The organism is Pseudanabaena sp. PCC 9330 (genome assembly GCF_055795045.1).
In genome coordinates, this window is record NZ_JAYFES010000120.1 from 20,419 (window position 1) to 37,278 (window position 16,860).

The following is a 16,860-nucleotide window of genomic DNA, read 5'->3' on the forward strand; positions in this document are numbered from 1 at the left end:
TTAGCTATTGCTCCAACCTCGGAGGCCCCAGCCGCACGATCGCCAGCCCAACCAGCAGCACCCCAGCCGCGATCAGCGCCAGCCAACGAATGGCGGGAATATCGCTCTGGCGCTGGGCGATCGCCGTCAGTGCCCACACAAACACCAGCGTAAACGCCAAATCCTGCCGTTTGTAGATCACCGCTAGGCCTAGCGCTGCGGCGATCGCCATCATGCCCACCGTCCATGTCACCGATGAGATGCCCCAGCCGCCCCAGCTGGAGGCATAGAGTGCCGAAGCCACGTTGACGATGGTGGCCACCGAGATCCACCCTAGGTAGAGGCTAAAGGGAATGTGGGCCATCCACCGTCGCTGGCGCGACACCCGTTCGCGACCAATATTGAGCGTCAGATAAATGCCGATCAGGCAGGCCAGTAGAGCAACCATAGCCAAGATCGACCAGGCAAACAGCTGTGTCGTAAACAGCAAAATCCACACTGTCTGGGCAACGCAGGCCCCAATCAAAAGCCAATTTACCCGCTGAATTTGGGGATCACTGCGGCGATCGCGGTGGAACTGGTAAAACCCGTAGGCAAACACCCCCAGGTAGATGATGCCCCAGATGGCGAAGGCATAGTTGGCCGGGGTAATCAGCACCCCCGAGAGAATAGTATTGGCGATCTCCCCTACGTTCTGGCCGCCGGGCGGAAAGCGGTTGAAGAGGGTGTTGAAGATGACGGCAGCAACAATGGCGATCGCAACGGCGATCGCCAAACCTAGGCCAGCATTAGAACGGTTGGGGGGAGTATCCATAGATCAACGGGTAGGATTGTAGACCCATCCTCCCTTGAGCGATGCCAAAGCGCCACTATCTCCGGTGAGATGTGGTGGGCAGCGCCACCCTAGAGTACTCCCTGGCGATGCTGGCTCCCTTAGATATCCTCATCGTCGAGCACTTCATCGTCGTCGTCGGGCTCTTCGACGGTAACCGGGGCACCGTTGATCGCCAGCTTTTCGCGCACCTGGGCTTCGACCTTGGCCGCAAAGGCAGAATCTTCGATCAGACGCTGCACGGTATTGTCGCGGCCCTGGCCAATGTTGTCGCCGTCGTAGCTGTACCAGGCTCCCTTGCGCACAATAACGCCGGTTTGCTCAGCCAGATCGACCAAGCAGCCCATGGTCGAAATGCCCTGGCCAAAGAGAATATCAAACTCAGCGATGCGGAAGGGCGGAGCCACCTTATTTTTGGCCACCTTGACCTTGGCGCGAATGCCGTACTCTTCGGTCCCTTTTTTGAGGGTCTGAATGCGGCGAATATCGAGGCGCACCGAGGCATAGAACTTGAGGGCGTTGCCGCCGGTAGTCACCTCGGGGTTGCCGTAGGAAATACCAATTTTTTGGCGCAGCTGGTTGAGAAAGATCACGGTGCAGTTTGACTTGCCGATACTGCCGGTGATTTTGCGCAGCGCCTGGCTCATCAGGCGAGCCTGGAGACCCACGTGGGTATCGCCCATTTCGCCCTCAATCTCAGCCCTGGGCACCAGAGCCGCCACCGAGTCAATCACCACCACATCGACCGCCGACGATCGCACCAGCTGATCGACCACCTCGAGGCCCATCTCGCCAGTGTCGGGCTGGGAGACCAGCAGCTCGTCAATATTCACCCCTAGGGCTTTGGCGTAGACCGGGTCGAGGGCGTGCTCGGCATCGACAAAGGCGGCGACCCCTCCCGATTTTTGCACCTCTGCCAGGGCATGGAGGGCAACGGTGGTTTTACCCGAGCTCTCGGGGCCGTAGATTTCGATCACTCGGCCCTTGGGCAGGCCACCCCCCAGGGCCAAATCGAGGGTTAGCGCCCCCGTAGGAATCGTCTCAACGGTCATGCGGCTGGCTTCGCCCAGGCGCATGATTGAGCCCTTGCCAAAGTTGCGCTCAATTTGGCCCAGCACCAGGGAAAGGGCTTTTTGTTTTTCGGTGACTTCGTTGTTTTTAGATGCCATAGCTGCCTGGGGAGTTATCAAAAGGGAGCGAAAACGAGCCGTGAGCAAAAATGAGTGATATGGGATCAGCCATGGGCCAAAGCCCAGCGATGACCTTAGTAAACCCCACTTCAACCTAGAAGTGTAGTGGCTCTGAGGAAAAAGCCGACGCGCTTTAGAGCTGACGCCTGCCCCAGAGGGAGCCATTGCCTTTGCTTAATCACTATAGTACACTTGAACCAAATTATTGGACACCCTGATTGGCGGTGATGGCCATAGGGGCTAGGCCGCAGGAGTTTGGGTAGGCATTGAGTCACAGGGCTAAGGGAGCCGATACCAATGGATATGAGTCGTTTGATTCACGTTGCGGTGTTTCCGGGTTGGGTGGCGGGGGTGACCTACCACCAGGGTGCTGGCTATCGCTGCTGGGTGATCAACCCTGAGATGGCGGTGCTCAACGACGGCGAGGTCTACCCTAGCAGCGAGGGGGCGATCGCAGCGGGGCGGCTGTTCATTCACCACTCCATCGGGGCCGAGCCCGATCGCGGCAGTAGGGGATAATTGGCAGGTATCTAGGCCGCTTGGGCCGACCTCGCTGGAGGCAACCCATGGAGTATCTGTTTGCCCAGGTGGGGGTGGCCGTGTTTGCCATCTCGGGGGTGCTGTCGGCAGCTCGGCAGCGGCTCGATATTTTTAGCATTGTGGTGGTAGGGCTGCTGACCGCCATCGGCGGCGGCACCCTGCGGGATGTAATTCTCAATGTGCCGGTGTTTTGGCTGCAAGATCTGACCGCCTTTTGGGTGGCGCTGGGGGCGTCGTTTGCCGCGTTTGTTGGCGTTCGCCTGATTTTGAAGCTGCCGCTGCGACTGCTGTCGTACCTCGATGCCATGGGGGTGGCCCTGTTTGCCATTCAGGCGATCGACAAGACCCTGGCCCTTGGCTATCCGGCGGCGGTGGCGGTGGTGATGGGGCTGGTGACCAGTATTGCCGGGGGCATCATTCGCGATGTGGTAACCCATCGGCCCACGCTGCTGCTGTCGCGAGAGCTATACGCCACGCCCATTGTGCTGGGCGGCACGCTTTACGTGGTGCTGCTTCAGCTCATGGTCAGCCCCCTGTGTCGGCTGTTGGCCATGGGCATGATTTTTGGCCTGCGGGCGATCGCTATTCGCTGGCAGTTATTTTTGCCTCTGCGGCTGACGCTCAAGATCGATCTCGACGACGACCACCAGCGCTAGGTTGGCTATGCCCCAGCCCCTCGGTCGTTCTTATGTAGAGCCATGAAGTAAAAATATTTTTGGCTTTGGGGCCACCTTACAATGGGTCAATACTCTATGTGGCCCAAACCCTATGTCTGTAGAAACCGTTGGTAACCCGCCCCCTGAGGCCGATCGCGTGCGATCGGTGCTAGAGCAGCAGCTGCCGCAGATTATTGCCAGTTTTAACCAAGTGCTCAAAGAGCAGTATGGCATTGCGGGCGTCAGCGTCGGCGGGTTTACCGTAGTGCCCGAGAGTGCGTTGTCAGCTATCGTGACCTGCGATCAAGACGGCTGTGCTGTGGGCTAGGCGCTGGTCTGCCTGAGCGCCGCTGTAGAGAAACCGGGCTCCTGGTTTGCTAAAACGACCCCTTGGGGTTAGCAACTTAGAAGCCCGGTTTCTCTCTATGCCTAGTTCGAGGCGATCGCATTCACGGTTAAATCAGAGCGCAGGGTGAGGTCGAGGTCGCTAGGGCGAATCACCACCACAGCGCTGTTGGAGGTGACCTGGCTGTCGCCGGTAATCACCGCGCCCACCAGGCTACCTAAGGTGCGGTTGCCCGTGATCGAGGTCAAAATTGACTCGGCTGCGCCGGTAACCAATGCCCCTTGCAGGGTGCCGTTATTGACGCTGTTGGTAGCGGCGATCGCACTCGACTCGGCATTGATGCTATAAGTGCGACCGTTGATGGTGAGGCTGTCAGCCACAAACTTAGCCGCTGTCACCGAAGATCCGCGAATTTCGACCGGCACAATGCGGCCCTGCACCATACTACCCACCGGAATCAGCACCTGGCTCTGACCGTTGAGAATGGCCTGGGTGGTTTGCAGACTGGTGGCCACGGTCTGGCCGGGGGCGACCACAATGTCTACATCGCTGGTGCCAGGGTAGCGCACGTCTAATTGGGTGCCGTTGGCCACCAACCGGGGAGAGCTCGTGGTGTTGCCGGTGGCGGTGTTGCCAGGGGTGTAGCCGACCACATAGTTGCTGGCGCTCAGCCCGGCTTGGAGGGCAGGCATGCGGCCCTGAGCTACCAGCGCCTGATAGATAAAGGCGGCTACATCGGCACGGGTAGCAGTGCGCTGAGGCTGTAGCGTATCGACGTTAGGATAGTTGACCACCATACGGTTTTCGGTGGCGGCGGCCACGGGGCTTTCGCCATAGCCAGGAATCTGGCCCGCGTCGCGATAGACGCTCAGGGCTTCGTTGACAGAGCCCTGGGGGCTGTAGCTGAGGCCGTTGGCCAGGGCCACCAGCGCCTGCACTCGAGGAATTTGCTGCTCAGGCTGAAAAGCCCCGTTGGGATAGCCCGACATAAAGCCTTGGCCGTAGGCATCGGCGATCGCCTCTCTGGCCCAGTAGCTGTTGGCCACATCGGCAAAGCGGGGGGCGGTGCGGGTGCGAGGCTCGTTAAAGGCGTTGCGCACAATGGCGGCAAACTGCGCCCGGGTCACCGGCTGGTCGGGTCGAAAACTACCGTCAGGGAACCCGGCAATGATCTGCTCAGCAGCCAGACTTTCGATAAAGGGGCGCGCCCAATAGCTAGCGCCCACATCGACAAACTCGGCAGTTTGAGCTGAGGCAGGTAGTGCTAGCCCACCTACGACCACGGTGCCCAGGGCAACCAGACCCGTGGCTTTGGCAGATAGATTTAGTAGAGTGCTCATAAGCGATGATTTCCTGAAAAAAAAGCGTGATGCCAAGGTGAAAATGACCATTTTTAGTCATTACTCCTATAAAACTGCCCGACAAAAATAGCCTCAGAGCAAGTCGGAGGCGGCAGCTAGGAGATTAGCCCAATTCACCAGAGAGAGCTGAGTGGGGTGAAATACGATAAGACCAGTAGCTGACCGCTGGGTTGAGGGCTTTAGCGATTAGCTTGGCAAGGTGGTAAATGCACTGAGATGTGGGACAAACTTGTCTTATAAGTTACAAGACTCCAATGCCATGACATTGTTCCCCTAACTAGAGAGCGCCTAATCGGCCCTCAGCTAAAAGCCCCGGCCTGGGGCAGAAACTCTCTGTCTTATCTCTACTATGCAATGGCGATCGAGGTCGTAGCCTCCCTCCCCAGACTGACTTGCGAAACGAATGGTGCTCTAGGCGTATGGTGCTCTAGGCGACATCCCTCGCAGCCTGAGGATGGATGACCCCACTGATTGCGGGGTTTCTCCCCAGCCATCTCTCTGTGCTGATCGCTGGGGCTACTGGTGTGCTTGACCCGCTAGTTGTCGCGAGAGGTAAATGCTGCGCCGGTCACCAGCGCCTGGGGAGTCGTCTGGTGCAGACGAAAATATTCCTTGATTTGGCTAGGGGCCTGCACGGCTACTGCGGCCAGATAGCCTGGCTCTGGTTGCCACTGGTAAAGCTGTTTGGGGTGCTGGGGTAGGTCGGGGGCAGACAGAGCAATTTGGGTTAGCTCTAGGCCTAGATCTAGGGGTGGTAGGGTCAGCTCTAGTTTTTGCAGCGATTCGGCAATGCCTATGCCCAGAGCCTTGAGGCAGGCTTCTTTGCCCGTCCAGTGGCGCAGAAAATGGTAGTCAGCCTCGTGGCCGTTGAGGGCCAAAATTGACTGGGTCTCGGCAGGGGTGAAACAGCGATGGCACAGCTCTGGCAGATACCGCATCGATCGCACCGCCTCGATATCGACGCCGATCGCCCCGACACTGTGGGCCACACTCACACCAATCAAGATCCGCTCGCCACTGTGGGACAGGTTAAACCGGGGGGCAATGCCATTCTCATCGGCAAAATCTAGGGCTGGCTTGCCTTGGGGGCCATAGACCAAGCGCAGGGCTGCTGGCGGCTGACCCGTATAGTGGCTCAGCAAAACCCGCAGGCAGCCCCGGCTCAGAATAAACTGCTGTCGAGCCTGGGGTCTGGCTAGGGTCTGGAGCTTGTGTTGCTCGGCAGGCTCTAGACAGGCGCTGAGCCGAGCCAGGTCAGCAGAGTCAGCGGTCTCGGTGGCCAGCAGCCAGAGGTCTATGACCGGCGAAGGGTTGGGTGACGGCCCCTGGCAAAACTCGTGCATGGGGTAAGGATGGGTGCTTTTGAGGTAGGACAACCTAGCGCTATTGTGCAGTAACCTGGGCACCCTTGCCATAGCCCCCTGCATTCTTTATGCTATGCCACTGAAGCGATCTGTCGGTCATAGATCTGCCTCCGCTGCCCCCGCAGAGGCAGTGCGAATCTGTATTTTAGGCGGCGGCTTTGGGGGGCTCTACTGCGCCCTAGACCTCCACCGGCGATCGCACGCTTGCCCCCGACCGCTGCACATTACCCTGGTCGAACCGCGCGATCGCTTCAACTTTACCCCCATGCTTTACGAGCTACTCACCCAAGAGCTAGCCCCCTGGGAAATTGGCCCCGCCTACAGCGATCTGCTGCGGCCCACTACTGTTGATCTGCGCCCCGACTGGGTCGAGCACATTGACCTAGCCCAGCAAACCGTCAGCCTGCGCCACGGAGACCCCCTCGCCTACGACTACCTGGTGGTAGCTCTGGGGAGTCAGATGCGCCCGCCGGCGATCGCCGGCAGCGATACCCATACCCTGCCTTTTACCACCCTGGCCGAGGCCGAGCAGCTAGAGCGCCGATTGGGTGAGCTAGAACACCTGCCCAAGGTGAGAGTAGTCGTGGCCGGGGCTGGCCCCAGCGGCGTTGAGCTGGCCTGCAAACTGAGCGATCGCCTCGGGCAGCGCGGTCAGGTCACCGTGGTCGATCGGCGGGGAGAAATCTTGCGATCGTACCCGGCACGGGTGCAGCGGGCGGCGGCTCGGGCCATGGCTAAGCGCGGCATTGCCGTCTATCTCGATGCCGCCATTGACTCGGTCGATGCCACCGGCCTCACTTTTGGCCACCAGGGCCAAACCCGCCATAGCCCAGCCGACCTGACCCTGTGGACGGTGGGCACCATACCTCACCGCTGGTTGGGCAGCGACGCCCCCAAGCCCACCCCCTTTGGCCAATGCCCGGTGCGGCCCACCCTGCAACTGGTCGACCACAGCAATGTGTTTGCCCTAGGCGACATGGCAGCCATGCCCGCACCCGGGCGAGACCGCGCTCCCCTCACCGCCCAGGCTGCCTACCAGGCGGCCCCCGCCGTCGCCCGCAACATCACCGCCCTGATCGCCAATCGCCCCCTCAAACCCTTTGTCTATCACCACCTGGGCGACATGCTCACCCTGGGCCGGGGGGAAGCGGTGGTGTGCGGCTTTGGCCTGTGCATTACCGGACGGCTGGGAGCTTTTTCGCGGCGCTGGGCCTACTGGCTGCGGCTGCCCACCCACCGCCACCGCTGGCGCGTGCTCCAACACCGGCTGGGCTTCAAGCGCAGGGATCCCCAAAAAATGACTGAGCTGTAGTTTATACGGCAATTTGGCCAAAGTAAGTGGGCTACAGTCAGCTCTCAGCGGGGTTGTGTCGACAACCGGCGGGGTTTTCTGTAGTGCCCAAGGGGCAGAGGTCAAGGTCATGAAGAGGTTGCCAAACTGGTTGCGGCTCAAATGGCTGCGGTACGCGTGGGTGAGTGCGATCGCCCTCCTGTTCATCGCCACCCTCACCCTACGCCCGGCCCCGGCCCAGGTGCCCCCTCATCCCCTCGATCCCCTGACCGCTGCCGAAATTGAGACAGCGGTGGCGGCGGTCAAGGCGGCCCACCCGCTCACTGAGTCGGCCCGCTTCCCCAATATTTCGCTGCAAGAGCCCGACAAAACCCTCGTCTGGGGCTTCAAACCGGGGGATGCCGTGCCCCGTGCCGCCTTTGTGGTGGTGCTAGAGCCCTTGAAAAATGCTACCTACGAGGCGGTGGTCGATCTCACCACCGCCGAGGTCACGTCGTGGCAAGAGAAGCCTGGCGTACAGCCCGCCATCCTCGACGAAGACTTTGAGGTGCTCAGCGAACTGGCCAAGGCCGACCCCCGCTGGCAGGCCGCCATGGCCAAGCGCGGCATCACCGACTACGAAAATGCCGTGGTAGACGGCTGGGCACCGGGCCTGCTGAGCGCCTCTGAACGGGCCAGCGGCAAGCGACTCATGCGCGGCTATACCTACTACCAGCCCAACTATGTCAACTACTATGGTGCCCCCATCGAGGGGCTGATGGTGGTGGTCAACCTCAGCGATCGCGAGGTAATGGACGTGATCGATACCGGCCCGGTGACCTTCTCCCAGGCCAATTTCGACTACGACGAAGAGACCACCGCCCCGCTGCAGCCCTCCCCCAAGACGCTGACGATTCAGCAGCCCCAGGGCACGACCTTTGGCCTGGAGGGCAATGCCGTCACCTGGCAAAACTGGAAGTTTCGCTACATTTTGCACCCCCGCGATGGGCTCACCCTCTACCAGGTGACCTACACCGAAGATGGCGTCGAGCGCCCGATTCTCTACCGGGCTGGTCTGTCAGAAATGGTGGTGCCCTACGCCGAAACTGGCCCCACCTGGGCGGTGAAGAGCGCCTTTGACGTGGGCGAGTACCGCTTTGGCTGGCTCTCGACCCCCATGTACCTGGGTAATGAAGTGCCCCAAAACGCCGTGCTGCTCGATGCAGTCATGGCCGACGACCTGGGCGAACCGACCGTTATGGAAGATGTCATCGCCCTCTACGAGCGCGACGGCGGCATTCTCTGGCGGCACTACGACTTCAATAACGAAACCCACGAGGGACGACGCAGCCGAGAACTGGTGATGACCACCGTGGCGGCGATCGGCAACTACGACTACGCCATCAGCTGGATCTTCCACGAAGACGGCATGCTCGAAGAGCAGACCGACCTGACGGGTATCATGCTGGTCAAAGCTTCCAAGGATGTGACCGAGAACGGCCACCACAGCGACCACTTTGGCCATCTGGTCGCCCCCCACGTGGTCGCCGTCAACCACCAGCACTTCCTCAACTTTCGCCTCGACTTTGATATCGATGGCCCTACCAACAGCGTCGCTGAAATGAATGTGAAGGCCCTGCCCCAGGGCGCCAACAACCCCTACGGCAACGCCTTTGCCATGGAGGCGACGGCGCTGACTTCGGAAGCCAGCGCCGTGCGCGATATGAGCATGGCCAGCAGCCGCACCTGGGTGGTTTCAGGAACCCGCCAGAATGACCTGGGCGTGCCTGCGGGCTACATGCTGATGCCCGGCAGCAACTCTGCTTTCTACCCCGACGAAGTATCGAATGTGCGGCAGCGCGGCGAGTTTGCCGGCCACCACTTTTGGGCAACTCAGTACAAACCCAACGAGCTGTACGCAGCGGGCGACTACCCCAACCAGAGCGGCCCGAAAGAAGGTCTGCCAGAGATGGTGGCCGATGACGAACCTCTGGTGGGCAAAGATGTTGTCGTCTGGTACACCCAAGGTGTCACCCACATTCCCCGCCCTGAAGAGTGGCCGATCATGACCGTCCACAAGGCCGGGTTCAAGATCATGTCCCACGGGTTCTTTCCCCAAAACCCGGTGCTGAATGTGGCCGCTCCAGCCCCGGTGCTGACGGCGGAAACGCCCTAGGAGCCAGCTTCAGGAGGTTAGTAGGGCTGTCAAACAATAGATTGCAGGGGCTGGGCTTGGGGTAAGGGCGATCGCTGATGGCCGAGAAGATTCCCGAGATTTAGGTGCAGCGACGATATAACCAGGCCCATGGGCAGGGGGCTGGACGAAATTCAAGCTCTGCTCGATCGGCTTGACGCCCTACCCGAACTGCTCAAACCGGCCCACTCCACCCCGCTAACACCAGCTTGCCAATGGTGCGCCCCGACTCGATCTGGGCGTGGGCCTGGCGCAGGTTGGCGGCGTTGATGGGGGAAAGGGTTTGCCCTAGGGTGGTGCGCAGCTTGCCCGCTGCCACCAGGGCAGCGACCTCGTCGAGCAGGTGGCCCTGGTCGGCTAGGTCGGCGGTCTGGTACATCGATCGGGTAAACATAAACTCCCACACAAAGGTGGCGCTCTTGTTTTTGAGCAAGTTTAAATCGAGGGGGTCGCGGTTGCCGACGATGCCGACGATCTTGCCCTGGGGGCGAATGAGTTCGGCCATGACGGCCCAGTAGGCATCGGTATCGCTAAAGTTGGCGATAAAGTCGACCTCGCGATGGCCGAGGCGATCCATCTCTTCGATCAGCGCTTCGCTATAGTCGATGGCGTGGTCTGCCCCCAGATGCTTTACCCAGGCCTGGGACTGGGGCCGCGACGCGGTGGCAATCACCGTCAGCCCGGCCAGCTTAGCCAGCTGAATGGCGATCGATCCAACCCCCCCGGCCCCGCCGATGATGAGAATTGACTGGCCTCGGTTGCCCCCGGCTCGATTGATGCCGAGGCGGGTAAAGAGCGCTTCCCAGGCGGTAATGGTGGTCAGGGGCAGGGCCGCAGCCTCCGCCCAGGAGAGGGCCGCGGGGCGGTGACCGACAATGCGATTGTCGACCAGATGAAACTCGGCGTTGGTGCCTGGGCGGGTGATATCGCCTGCATAGTAAACCGCGTCACCAGGCTGAAAGCGGGTGACGGCGTTGCCCACGGCCTCGACTACCCCGGCGGCGTCATAGCCGAGCACTTTGGGGTTGGGCTCTACCTTGTCTTTGGGGGCGCGCACTTTGGTGTCGACCGGGTTTACTGAGACGGCTTCAACCCGCACCAGCAGGTCGTGCCCGGTGGGGGTGGGCTGGGGCAGATCGATGTCAATGAGGGCATTGCGATCGCTGATGGGCAAGTAGTGGGTGAGGGCAACGGCTTTCATGGCGGCTACGATAGAAACCGATAGGTGTATGTCGTGAGTGGGTATTAACGCGATCTCGGCAGCGGCTGATCTAGAGTTCAAAATCATTCTTGCAGCAAAAATACCCAGGATTTTTGCTGCTTTCCAAGGGGGCAGGCTCTGCGCCCCTACATGGGCATATCTTCATTTCGCAGAAATCTTCTAAAGCTAGAGACCTAGCCTCCCAGCTTGGCCTTGACCAGGGCCTGCACCTTGCCTCCGTCGGCTCGGCCCTTGAGCTGCTGCATAGCTGGCCCCATCACCTTACCCATGTCTTTGGGCGAGGCGGCTCCGGTCTTGGCAATCAGCTCGTCAATGACGGCTTCGACCTCGGCGTCGCTGAGCTGCTGGGGCAAATATTCTTCGATGATGGCCAGCTCTTGGGCCTCTTGGGCAGCGAGGTCGTCGCGGCCAGCCTTGGTGTACTGTTCAAACGAGTCTTTGCGCTGCTTGGCGAGCTGGGTGAGCACCTCTAGCTCTTGGTCGGGGGTGAGGGCATCTTGGCCGCTGGGGCGCACCAGGGTCTCTTTTTCGAGAATGACTTTTTTAATGCTACGAACCGTTTCCAGGCGCAATTTGTCTCGGGCCTTCATGGCGGTTTTAATATCGTCGCTAATGCGATCTTTCAGGCTCATGGGGGTGCTTCAGGTCTGAGGGTACGGCTTCTACTTTAGATGCTTACTTTAGATCCTGGAGCAGCTCCGTGGGCGGGCACTACCGCAAAGTTAAACCTCCTAACTGTGCGGTGGCACTGCCTAGGAGAGAGGAAGGAATGTCTTAAAATCGGCTAACCCGCCACTTCGCCGCTGTCAAAACTCTCTAGCTGCTGACTGAGAAAACCAATCAGATCGGCAAAGGTAAAAAACTGGGTCTCGTCAAAATGTTCGCTGATGTCGAGGCCAAAGGTTTCGTAAAAGTCTTCGCACAGGGTCAGCCCCCAGTCAAACCAGCACACGGCTGGGAAAGCCAGATCGTCGACTAAGTGGTCGGTGGGCTGCACCCGACCGATGTCTAGCCCCGAGTAGTCTTGGAGCTGGGCATAGACAAAGTCAATCAGGGGTTTGGGCAGGGTCTGGGGATGAGCTGGGGGTGACCAGTAGCGATAAAACCACTGGTCACAGGAGAGGTTGGGGCGCGATCGCAGCCACTGGTTGACCCGTCCCCGCGCGACCATGTCAGGGCTGAGGGCCATGTAGGTAGTGAGGCTATGGACAAGGTTTCTCAAGGTTGCCACATTGAGTGTTTACAACGTCAAGCCGCTGGGCTGCGCCCTTAGGGCTTGGTTAGAGTGTGCCCAAGATATTGTCCTAAGTCATGGTTTAGGGATGAATTAGTCTAAGCCGCAGAGGTGGGTCAGGGTGGCGGTAAAGCTGGGGTATGAGACGGCGGCGGCTTCGGCCCGCTGCACCTGTACAACGCCGCTGGCCCGCAGGGCGGCGATCGCCAAGCCCATCGCCACCCGGTGGTCATTGTGGCTATCGACAGTGCCGCCGGTAATTGGGGTGCCACCATAGATCTCAAGGCCGTCGGGCAGCTCGTTGACCCGAGCACCCAGATGGCTGAGCTGGCTGGCCATGACGCTGATGCGATCGCACTCTTTGACCCGTAGCTCGGCGGCATCGACAATCGTTGTAGTGCCCTCGGCAAATAGCGCTGCCACCGCCAAGACCGGAATCTCGTCGATCATGCGGGGAATGAGGTCGCCGCTAAAGTGGGCGGCTTTGAGGCGGCTGTGGCGCACCCGTAGATCGGCCACCGGCTCGCCGGTCACCTCGCGGAGGTTTTCTAGGGTGATGTCGGCTTCCATGGCCGCCAGGGCGTCGAGAATGCCGGTGCGAGTTGGGTTGATGCCCACATTCTCGACCACCAGGTCAGAGCCGGGGGTGATCGCCCCGGCCACTAGCCAAAAGGCGGCGGAGCTAATGTCGCCGGGCACCACCACGGTCTGCCCGACCAGGGTGGCGGGGCCATGGATGGTGACGCTACAGCTATCGGGGTCGACGGCAATATCGGCCCCAAAGGCCCGCAGCATGCGCTCGCTGTGGTCGCGCGACAGGCTGGGTTCGCTGACGGTAGTTTTGCCTTCGGTCATGAGCCCCGCCAGCAGCAGGCAAGATTTGACCTGGGCAGAGGCGACGGGCGACGGGTAGTGGATCGGCTGAAGGGCTTTGCCTCGCACCGCTAGGGGAGCAAGGCGATTGTTTTGGCGACCCCAGATCTCGGCGCCCATCTGGCCGAGGGGTTTGATCACGCGATCCATGGGGCGCGATCGCAGCGAGCTATCGCCGGTGACCGCAAAGTAGCGATCGGGGTGGCTGGCCAGCAGGCCCAGCATCAGCCGCAGGGTGGTGCCCGAGTTGCCCGCATTGAGCACATCGGCTGGCTCCTGCAAATTGCCCAGCCCTACCCCCTGCACCACCACCCAATCGTCTTCAAGCGATGACATGGTCACCCCCATCGCCTGGAAGCAGGCGGCGGTGCTGCGCGGATCTTCGCCCAGCAGCAGGCCCTGAATGCGAGTTTCGCCCTGGGCGATCGCCCCCAGCATCAGCGCTCGGTGCGAGATCGACTTATCGCCCGGAATGCGCACCCGACCCCGGAGCGCGACTCCATCGCCAGGAAACTCAAGGGTGAGGGTTTGGTGGGGGGGCTGGGCGGTGAGCTCAATGCGGGCGGTCATAGTGATACCAATAGTTAAGGATAAAGAGTAGTCATAAAAAGCCGCTGCAATCGTACTCCATTGCTGGGGGCCGGGCCTAAGACCTATGGCGATCGCGCTGAATGTCGTAGATGGCCTTTTCCCAGCACCATTGCTGGCTGTGGTGGGGGTTGCGCAGCTGCACCTGCTCTACCAGGCGCTCGGCGACGGCGCGGTTGCCCCCCACTAGGCGCAGCAGTTCTTTCTTAGTACGGTTGTGGACAGGGCGAGTGGGGGCGGTGCTGGGTTCTGGGGTATTAAGGCGGTAGCCCCCGCCGAGACGACGGCCAGTCTGGCGGCGCTTGAGCCAGATGACCAGAGCTACGATGAGGGCGATCGCCAGCAGTAGAGATAGATCCATCAGTGGGTCGAAACAAGGGGTTAAACCTGGTGAATTGCGGTTGTGGGCCTCCACCATTGAGGCCTTCCCAGAGGAATTGCTGCGGGAAGTCACCCCACCCTGGTTTCACCACCGAGGGTGACAGCGGTTTAGCGCAGTCCTCTTCTAGCATAAACAAGCGGTGTCGCAATAGTTTTGAAGACAGCGAGAAGCGAGGAGCAATGAGATAAAGGCTGGTGTAAGAGTTCTTAACGTTGGGGAACCCCAGAGGGGCACTACTCCCATTAAATTCCCAGGGTTTGCTAGGCTTAGGGTTAGCTTTGCTTGATCCTTGACCTGGGGTTCCGTTGGGGCAATGCCTCTGGGAGGCTCAGGCAAAGGGTAGAGTCCCTCATTTGCGCGTCGCCACCCATGCCCAGAACCCAACGCAACGACAACTTCATCGACAAATCTTTCACCGTCATGGCCGACATGATCTTGAAGATGATGCCGACCAAGCAGCGTGCGAAGGAAGCCTTTGCCTACTACCGCGACGGCATGTCGGCCCAGGCCGATGGAGAATACGCCGAGGCGATGGAGAACTACCGCGAAGCTCTCACTCTCGAAGACGATCCCTACGACAAAAGCTTCATTCTCTACAATATTGGCCTGATCCACGCCAGCAACGGCGAGCACGAGATCGCCCTAGAAAAATATCAGGAAGCCCTCGACCTTAACCCCCGTCTGTGCCAGGCCCTCAACAACATCGCGGTGATCTACCACTACAAAGGTGAGCAGGCCGAGGCCAGCGGCGACACCGAAGCGGCTGAAAACTACTTTGACGAAGCGGCCCGCTACTGGCTAGAGGCCGTTACCATCGCCCCCAACAACTATATCGAAGCCCAAAACTGGATGAAAAACACCGGTCGCATGAAGAACGATATCTTCTTCTAGGCCGTAAAAAAACGGGCTGTAGGGTGGGCACTGCCCACCACCCACTTTTCGCTCTGTGCGATCGCTTTCCTCCTCGCTTTCTCCGTTCCATTGACGGTGCGTTGGGTTCCTCTGTGTTGCCCCCAACCTACGGTTGCCAAGCCTCAGTTCTTTAGCTCTAGATGCCCTTCCCATGATTGATCTCGAACAGGTTCGCAAAGTTGCTCTGCTGGCCCGCCTAGAGCTGTCCCCCGCCGAAGAAGACCAGTTTACCGGGCAGCTCAGCGGCATTCTCGACTACGTTGAGCAGCTCAAAGAACTCAACACCGACGACGTGGAGCCGACCACTCGGGCGATCGAACTCAGCAACATTACCCGCACCGATCGGCTAGAAAGCTTTGGCGATCGCGCCACCATGCTCGACTGCGCCCCCGATCGCGAAGATGACTTCTTTAAGGTGCCGAAGATCCTTGAGGGCTAAGGGGACGGGCATACTCTCCCGTGACGCCAACGATGGGGCTTGCCCAGAAAAATCGGCTGGGGAGGTTTCTCTGGCCCAGCGTTTCAGGGAATAGTGTTGGGTGGAATACTGCTTGCTCGTCGTTCTATCCTTACAGTGATCTGAACCGCGCGATTGGTGTTTTATGGCTACCACCACCGAATCTCCCACTGGTCAGTCGAGCCGGGAGGCCGAAGACTATCCCCTGAGCCCAGTGCCCGAGACCTCGCGGCGATCGCTGTTCTCTCTCGCCCCCATTCTGATTGGCTTCACCCTCTACTCGGGCACCCTGTTTGCTGGCGGCATTATTGGCCCCTCGTTTCAGTTTTGGCCCAACCTGGTGGCGCTGATCGTAGTCGGCAACCTAGTTTTGGGCCTCTACGCCGCCTTTTTGGGCTATATCGCCGGAGAAACAGGGCTAACCACGGTGCTGATGGCCCGGTTTAGCTTTGGCAATGTGGGCTCTCGCTGGGTAGACTTTATTCTTGGCTTTACCCAGATTGGCTGGTATGCCTGGGGTTCGGCGCTGATGGCCCAGCTGCTCAACAGTCTGGCCGGGGTGCCCGAGTCATGGAACTGGCTGATTATTTTATTTTTCACCTACGCATTTTGCTCGACCGCTTACTTTGGCTACCAGGCGATGGACTGGCTGAGCCGGGTGGCCGTGCCCGCCATGGTGCTCTTGATGGCCATGAGTCTGACCGTGGCTGCGCGCGATATAGGCGGTTTTGCGGGGTTGCAGGCGGCTGCGATCGCAGACCCGCTGCCTCTGGGGGCGGCCATCACGATCATCGTGGGCACCTTTGTGTCGGGGGGCACCCAGGCCACCAACTGGAGCCGGTTTGCTAAAAATGGCCGGGTAGGCTTTATTGCCACCCTGTTGGCCTTCTTTTTGGGCAATGGCCTGCTGATTTTCTCGGGGGCGTTTTGCGCCAAGGTCTACGGCGAGCCCGATATTGTTCAGGTCATGGCCCAGCAGGGGCTGTTGGTGGGCGGCCTCATTTTGTTCTTTTTGAATATGTGGACCACCCAAGACAACACTATCTACGCCTTTTCTATCGCCGGGGCCAGCATGTTTCGATCGAGCCGCCGCACGCTGTTTGTGCTGGGGGGCGCGACCATCGCCCTATTTATGGCCTGGGGTGGCATTTACGAAGGGCTGGTGCAGTACCTGATCTTGCTGGGCACCTTTATCCCGCCCATCGGCGGCATCATCATGGCCGACTACTGGGTGCATCGGCGGGGGCAGTTTCCAGATCTGGCGGTGCCGCAGCCAGCCTTTAACTGGGCCGGGGTGATTGCCTACGTGGTGGCTTCGGCGATCGCTTATCTAACCGGTCAAGCAGGCTGGGGTATTGTGCCCATCAATGGCGTACTGTCGGCGCTGGTGCTCTACGTGGTGCTGAGCCGCTTACTGCCAGCCCCAGAGGCTATGAATTCTGAGGGATAGAGAGCCTGGT

At 59.9% G+C, this 16,860-nt stretch carries 17 protein-coding genes; 8 read left to right on the top strand and 9 right to left on the bottom strand.

Annotation, left to right across the window (positions count from 1 at the left end; all coding sequences use genetic code 11):
- Positions 1–4: 4 nt before the first annotated feature.
- Both AC0QKW_RS24950 and recA read right to left on the bottom strand, forming a co-directional pair.
- Positions 5–793: a tryptophan-rich sensory protein gene (locus tag AC0QKW_RS24950; protein ID WP_473153826.1), complete on the bottom strand. Its 789-nt coding sequence runs from the start codon at positions 791–793 to the stop codon at positions 5–7.
- A gap of 119 nt (positions 794–912) precedes the next feature.
- The gene (gene recA / locus AC0QKW_RS24955) at positions 913–1,980 is read right to left on the bottom strand and encodes a recombinase RecA (RefSeq protein ID WP_473153827.1); all 1,068 of its coding nucleotides are present in this window, start codon (positions 1,978–1,980) and stop codon (positions 913–915) included.
- Positions 1,981–2,298: 318 nt separating this feature from the next.
- Here recA and AC0QKW_RS24960 point away from each other — a divergent pair, with 318 nt between their 5' ends.
- The 3 genes from AC0QKW_RS24960 (at position 2,299) to AC0QKW_RS24970 (ending at position 3,525) form a co-directional block, all read left to right on the top strand.
- Complete coding sequence (locus AC0QKW_RS24960) at positions 2,299–2,520, top strand: hypothetical protein (protein ID WP_473153828.1); 222 nt, start codon at positions 2,299–2,301, stop codon at positions 2,518–2,520.
- A gap of 47 nt (positions 2,521–2,567) precedes the next feature.
- A complete protein-coding gene (locus tag AC0QKW_RS24965; protein ID WP_473153829.1) occupies positions 2,568–3,197 on the top strand; it encodes a trimeric intracellular cation channel family protein in 630 nt (209 codons plus the stop codon).
- Positions 3,198–3,309: 112 nt separating this feature from the next.
- Entirely contained in the window at positions 3,310–3,525 is a 216-nt protein-coding gene (locus AC0QKW_RS24970; protein ID WP_473153830.1) for a hypothetical protein, read from the top strand.
- A 101-nt stretch (positions 3,526–3,626) separates the two neighbouring features.
- Here the strand turns inward: AC0QKW_RS24970 and AC0QKW_RS24975 are convergent, their stop codons facing one another.
- Complete coding sequence (locus AC0QKW_RS24975; protein ID WP_473153831.1) at positions 3,627–4,883, bottom strand: S-layer homology domain-containing protein; 1,257 nt, start codon at positions 4,881–4,883, stop codon at positions 3,627–3,629.
- A gap of 557 nt (positions 4,884–5,440) precedes the next feature.
- Positions 5,441–6,247: a 4'-phosphopantetheinyl transferase family protein gene (locus AC0QKW_RS24980; RefSeq protein WP_473153832.1), complete on the bottom strand. Its 807-nt coding sequence runs from the start codon at positions 6,245–6,247 to the stop codon at positions 5,441–5,443.
- A gap of 94 nt (positions 6,248–6,341) precedes the next feature.
- Between AC0QKW_RS24980 and AC0QKW_RS24985 the strand changes: the two genes are divergently transcribed.
- Entirely contained in the window at positions 6,342–7,580 is a 1,239-nt protein-coding gene (locus AC0QKW_RS24985; protein ID WP_473153833.1) for an NAD(P)/FAD-dependent oxidoreductase, read from the top strand.
- Positions 7,581–7,689: 109 nt separating this feature from the next.
- The gene (locus AC0QKW_RS24990; protein WP_473153834.1) at positions 7,690–9,714 is read left to right on the top strand and encodes a primary-amine oxidase; all 2,025 of its coding nucleotides are present in this window, start codon (positions 7,690–7,692) and stop codon (positions 9,712–9,714) included.
- A 193-nt stretch (positions 9,715–9,907) separates the two neighbouring features.
- On the opposite strand, the gene AC0QKW_RS24995 is transcribed toward AC0QKW_RS24990, so the two are convergent.
- The 5 genes from AC0QKW_RS24995 to AC0QKW_RS25015 all read right to left on the bottom strand — a co-directional run bounded on the left by AC0QKW_RS24995 (position 9,908) and on the right by AC0QKW_RS25015 (position 14,010).
- Positions 9,908–10,933, bottom strand: a complete 1,026-nt coding sequence (locus AC0QKW_RS24995; protein ID WP_473153835.1) for a zinc-binding alcohol dehydrogenase family protein — start codon at positions 10,931–10,933, stop codon at positions 9,908–9,910.
- Between the two features lie 194 nt (positions 10,934–11,127).
- On the bottom strand, positions 11,128–11,586 hold the full coding sequence (locus tag AC0QKW_RS25000) for a GatB/YqeY domain-containing protein (protein ID WP_473153836.1): 459 nt from the start codon (positions 11,584–11,586) through the stop codon (positions 11,128–11,130).
- A gap of 152 nt (positions 11,587–11,738) precedes the next feature.
- Entirely contained in the window at positions 11,739–12,185 is a 447-nt protein-coding gene (locus AC0QKW_RS25005; RefSeq protein WP_473153837.1) for a hypothetical protein, read from the bottom strand.
- Positions 12,186–12,281: 96 nt separating this feature from the next.
- Entirely contained in the window at positions 12,282–13,631 is a 1,350-nt protein-coding gene (gene aroA / locus AC0QKW_RS25010) for a 3-phosphoshikimate 1-carboxyvinyltransferase (protein WP_473153838.1), read from the bottom strand.
- Between the two features lie 76 nt (positions 13,632–13,707).
- Positions 13,708–14,010 (bottom strand): hypothetical protein, encoded by a 303-nt coding sequence (locus tag AC0QKW_RS25015; RefSeq protein WP_473153839.1) that lies wholly within the window; start codon positions 14,008–14,010, stop codon positions 13,708–13,710.
- A 390-nt stretch (positions 14,011–14,400) separates the two neighbouring features.
- Here AC0QKW_RS25015 and AC0QKW_RS25020 point away from each other — a divergent pair, with 390 nt between their 5' ends.
- The 3 genes from AC0QKW_RS25020 to codB all read left to right on the top strand — a co-directional run bounded on the left by AC0QKW_RS25020 (position 14,401) and on the right by codB (position 16,850).
- Positions 14,401–14,922: a photosystem I assembly protein Ycf3 gene (locus AC0QKW_RS25020; protein ID WP_473153840.1), complete on the top strand. Its 522-nt coding sequence runs from the start codon at positions 14,401–14,403 to the stop codon at positions 14,920–14,922.
- A gap of 172 nt (positions 14,923–15,094) precedes the next feature.
- Entirely contained in the window at positions 15,095–15,382 is a 288-nt protein-coding gene (gatC, locus tag AC0QKW_RS25025; protein ID WP_473153841.1) for an Asp-tRNA(Asn)/Glu-tRNA(Gln) amidotransferase subunit GatC, read from the top strand.
- Positions 15,383–15,545: 163 nt separating this feature from the next.
- On the top strand, positions 15,546–16,850 hold the full coding sequence (codB, locus tag AC0QKW_RS25030; protein ID WP_473153842.1) for a cytosine permease: 1,305 nt from the start codon (positions 15,546–15,548) through the stop codon (positions 16,848–16,850).
- Positions 16,851–16,860: the final 10 nt, after the last annotated feature.

What these genes read in the sequence shown, in the direction of transcription:
- gatC (WP_473153841.1), top strand. Translation starts at nt 15,095, where the DNA reads ATGATTGATCTCGAACAGGTTCGCAAAGTTGCTCTGCTGGCCCGCCTA.
- recA (WP_473153827.1), bottom strand. Translation starts at nt 1,980, where the DNA reads ATGGCATCTAAAAACAACGAAGTCACCGAAAAACAAAAAGCCCTTTCC.
- AC0QKW_RS25020 (WP_473153840.1), top strand. Translation starts at nt 14,401, where the DNA reads ATGCCCAGAACCCAACGCAACGACAACTTCATCGACAAATCTTTCACC.
- AC0QKW_RS24995 (WP_473153835.1), bottom strand. Translation starts at nt 10,933, where the DNA reads ATGAAAGCCGTTGCCCTCACCCACTACTTGCCCATCAGCGATCGCAAT.
- AC0QKW_RS24950 (WP_473153826.1), bottom strand. Translation starts at nt 793, where the DNA reads ATGGATACTCCCCCCAACCGTTCTAATGCTGGCCTAGGTTTGGCGATC.
- AC0QKW_RS24970 (WP_473153830.1), top strand. Translation starts at nt 3,310, where the DNA reads ATGTCTGTAGAAACCGTTGGTAACCCGCCCCCTGAGGCCGATCGCGTG.
- AC0QKW_RS24975 (WP_473153831.1), bottom strand. Translation starts at nt 4,883, where the DNA reads ATGAGCACTCTACTAAATCTATCTGCCAAAGCCACGGGTCTGGTTGCC.
- aroA (WP_473153838.1), bottom strand. Translation starts at nt 13,631, where the DNA reads ATGACCGCCCGCATTGAGCTCACCGCCCAGCCCCCCCACCAAACCCTC.
- AC0QKW_RS25015 (WP_473153839.1), bottom strand. Translation starts at nt 14,010, where the DNA reads ATGGATCTATCTCTACTGCTGGCGATCGCCCTCATCGTAGCTCTGGTC.
- AC0QKW_RS24980 (WP_473153832.1), bottom strand. Translation starts at nt 6,247, where the DNA reads ATGCACGAGTTTTGCCAGGGGCCGTCACCCAACCCTTCGCCGGTCATA.
- codB (WP_473153842.1), top strand. Translation starts at nt 15,546, where the DNA reads ATGGCTACCACCACCGAATCTCCCACTGGTCAGTCGAGCCGGGAGGCC.
- AC0QKW_RS24990 (WP_473153834.1), top strand. Translation starts at nt 7,690, where the DNA reads ATGAAGAGGTTGCCAAACTGGTTGCGGCTCAAATGGCTGCGGTACGCG.
- AC0QKW_RS24965 (WP_473153829.1), top strand. Translation starts at nt 2,568, where the DNA reads ATGGAGTATCTGTTTGCCCAGGTGGGGGTGGCCGTGTTTGCCATCTCG.
- AC0QKW_RS24960 (WP_473153828.1), top strand. Translation starts at nt 2,299, where the DNA reads ATGGATATGAGTCGTTTGATTCACGTTGCGGTGTTTCCGGGTTGGGTG.
- AC0QKW_RS24985 (WP_473153833.1), top strand. Translation starts at nt 6,342, where the DNA reads ATGCCACTGAAGCGATCTGTCGGTCATAGATCTGCCTCCGCTGCCCCC.
- AC0QKW_RS25000 (WP_473153836.1), bottom strand. Translation starts at nt 11,586, where the DNA reads ATGAGCCTGAAAGATCGCATTAGCGACGATATTAAAACCGCCATGAAG.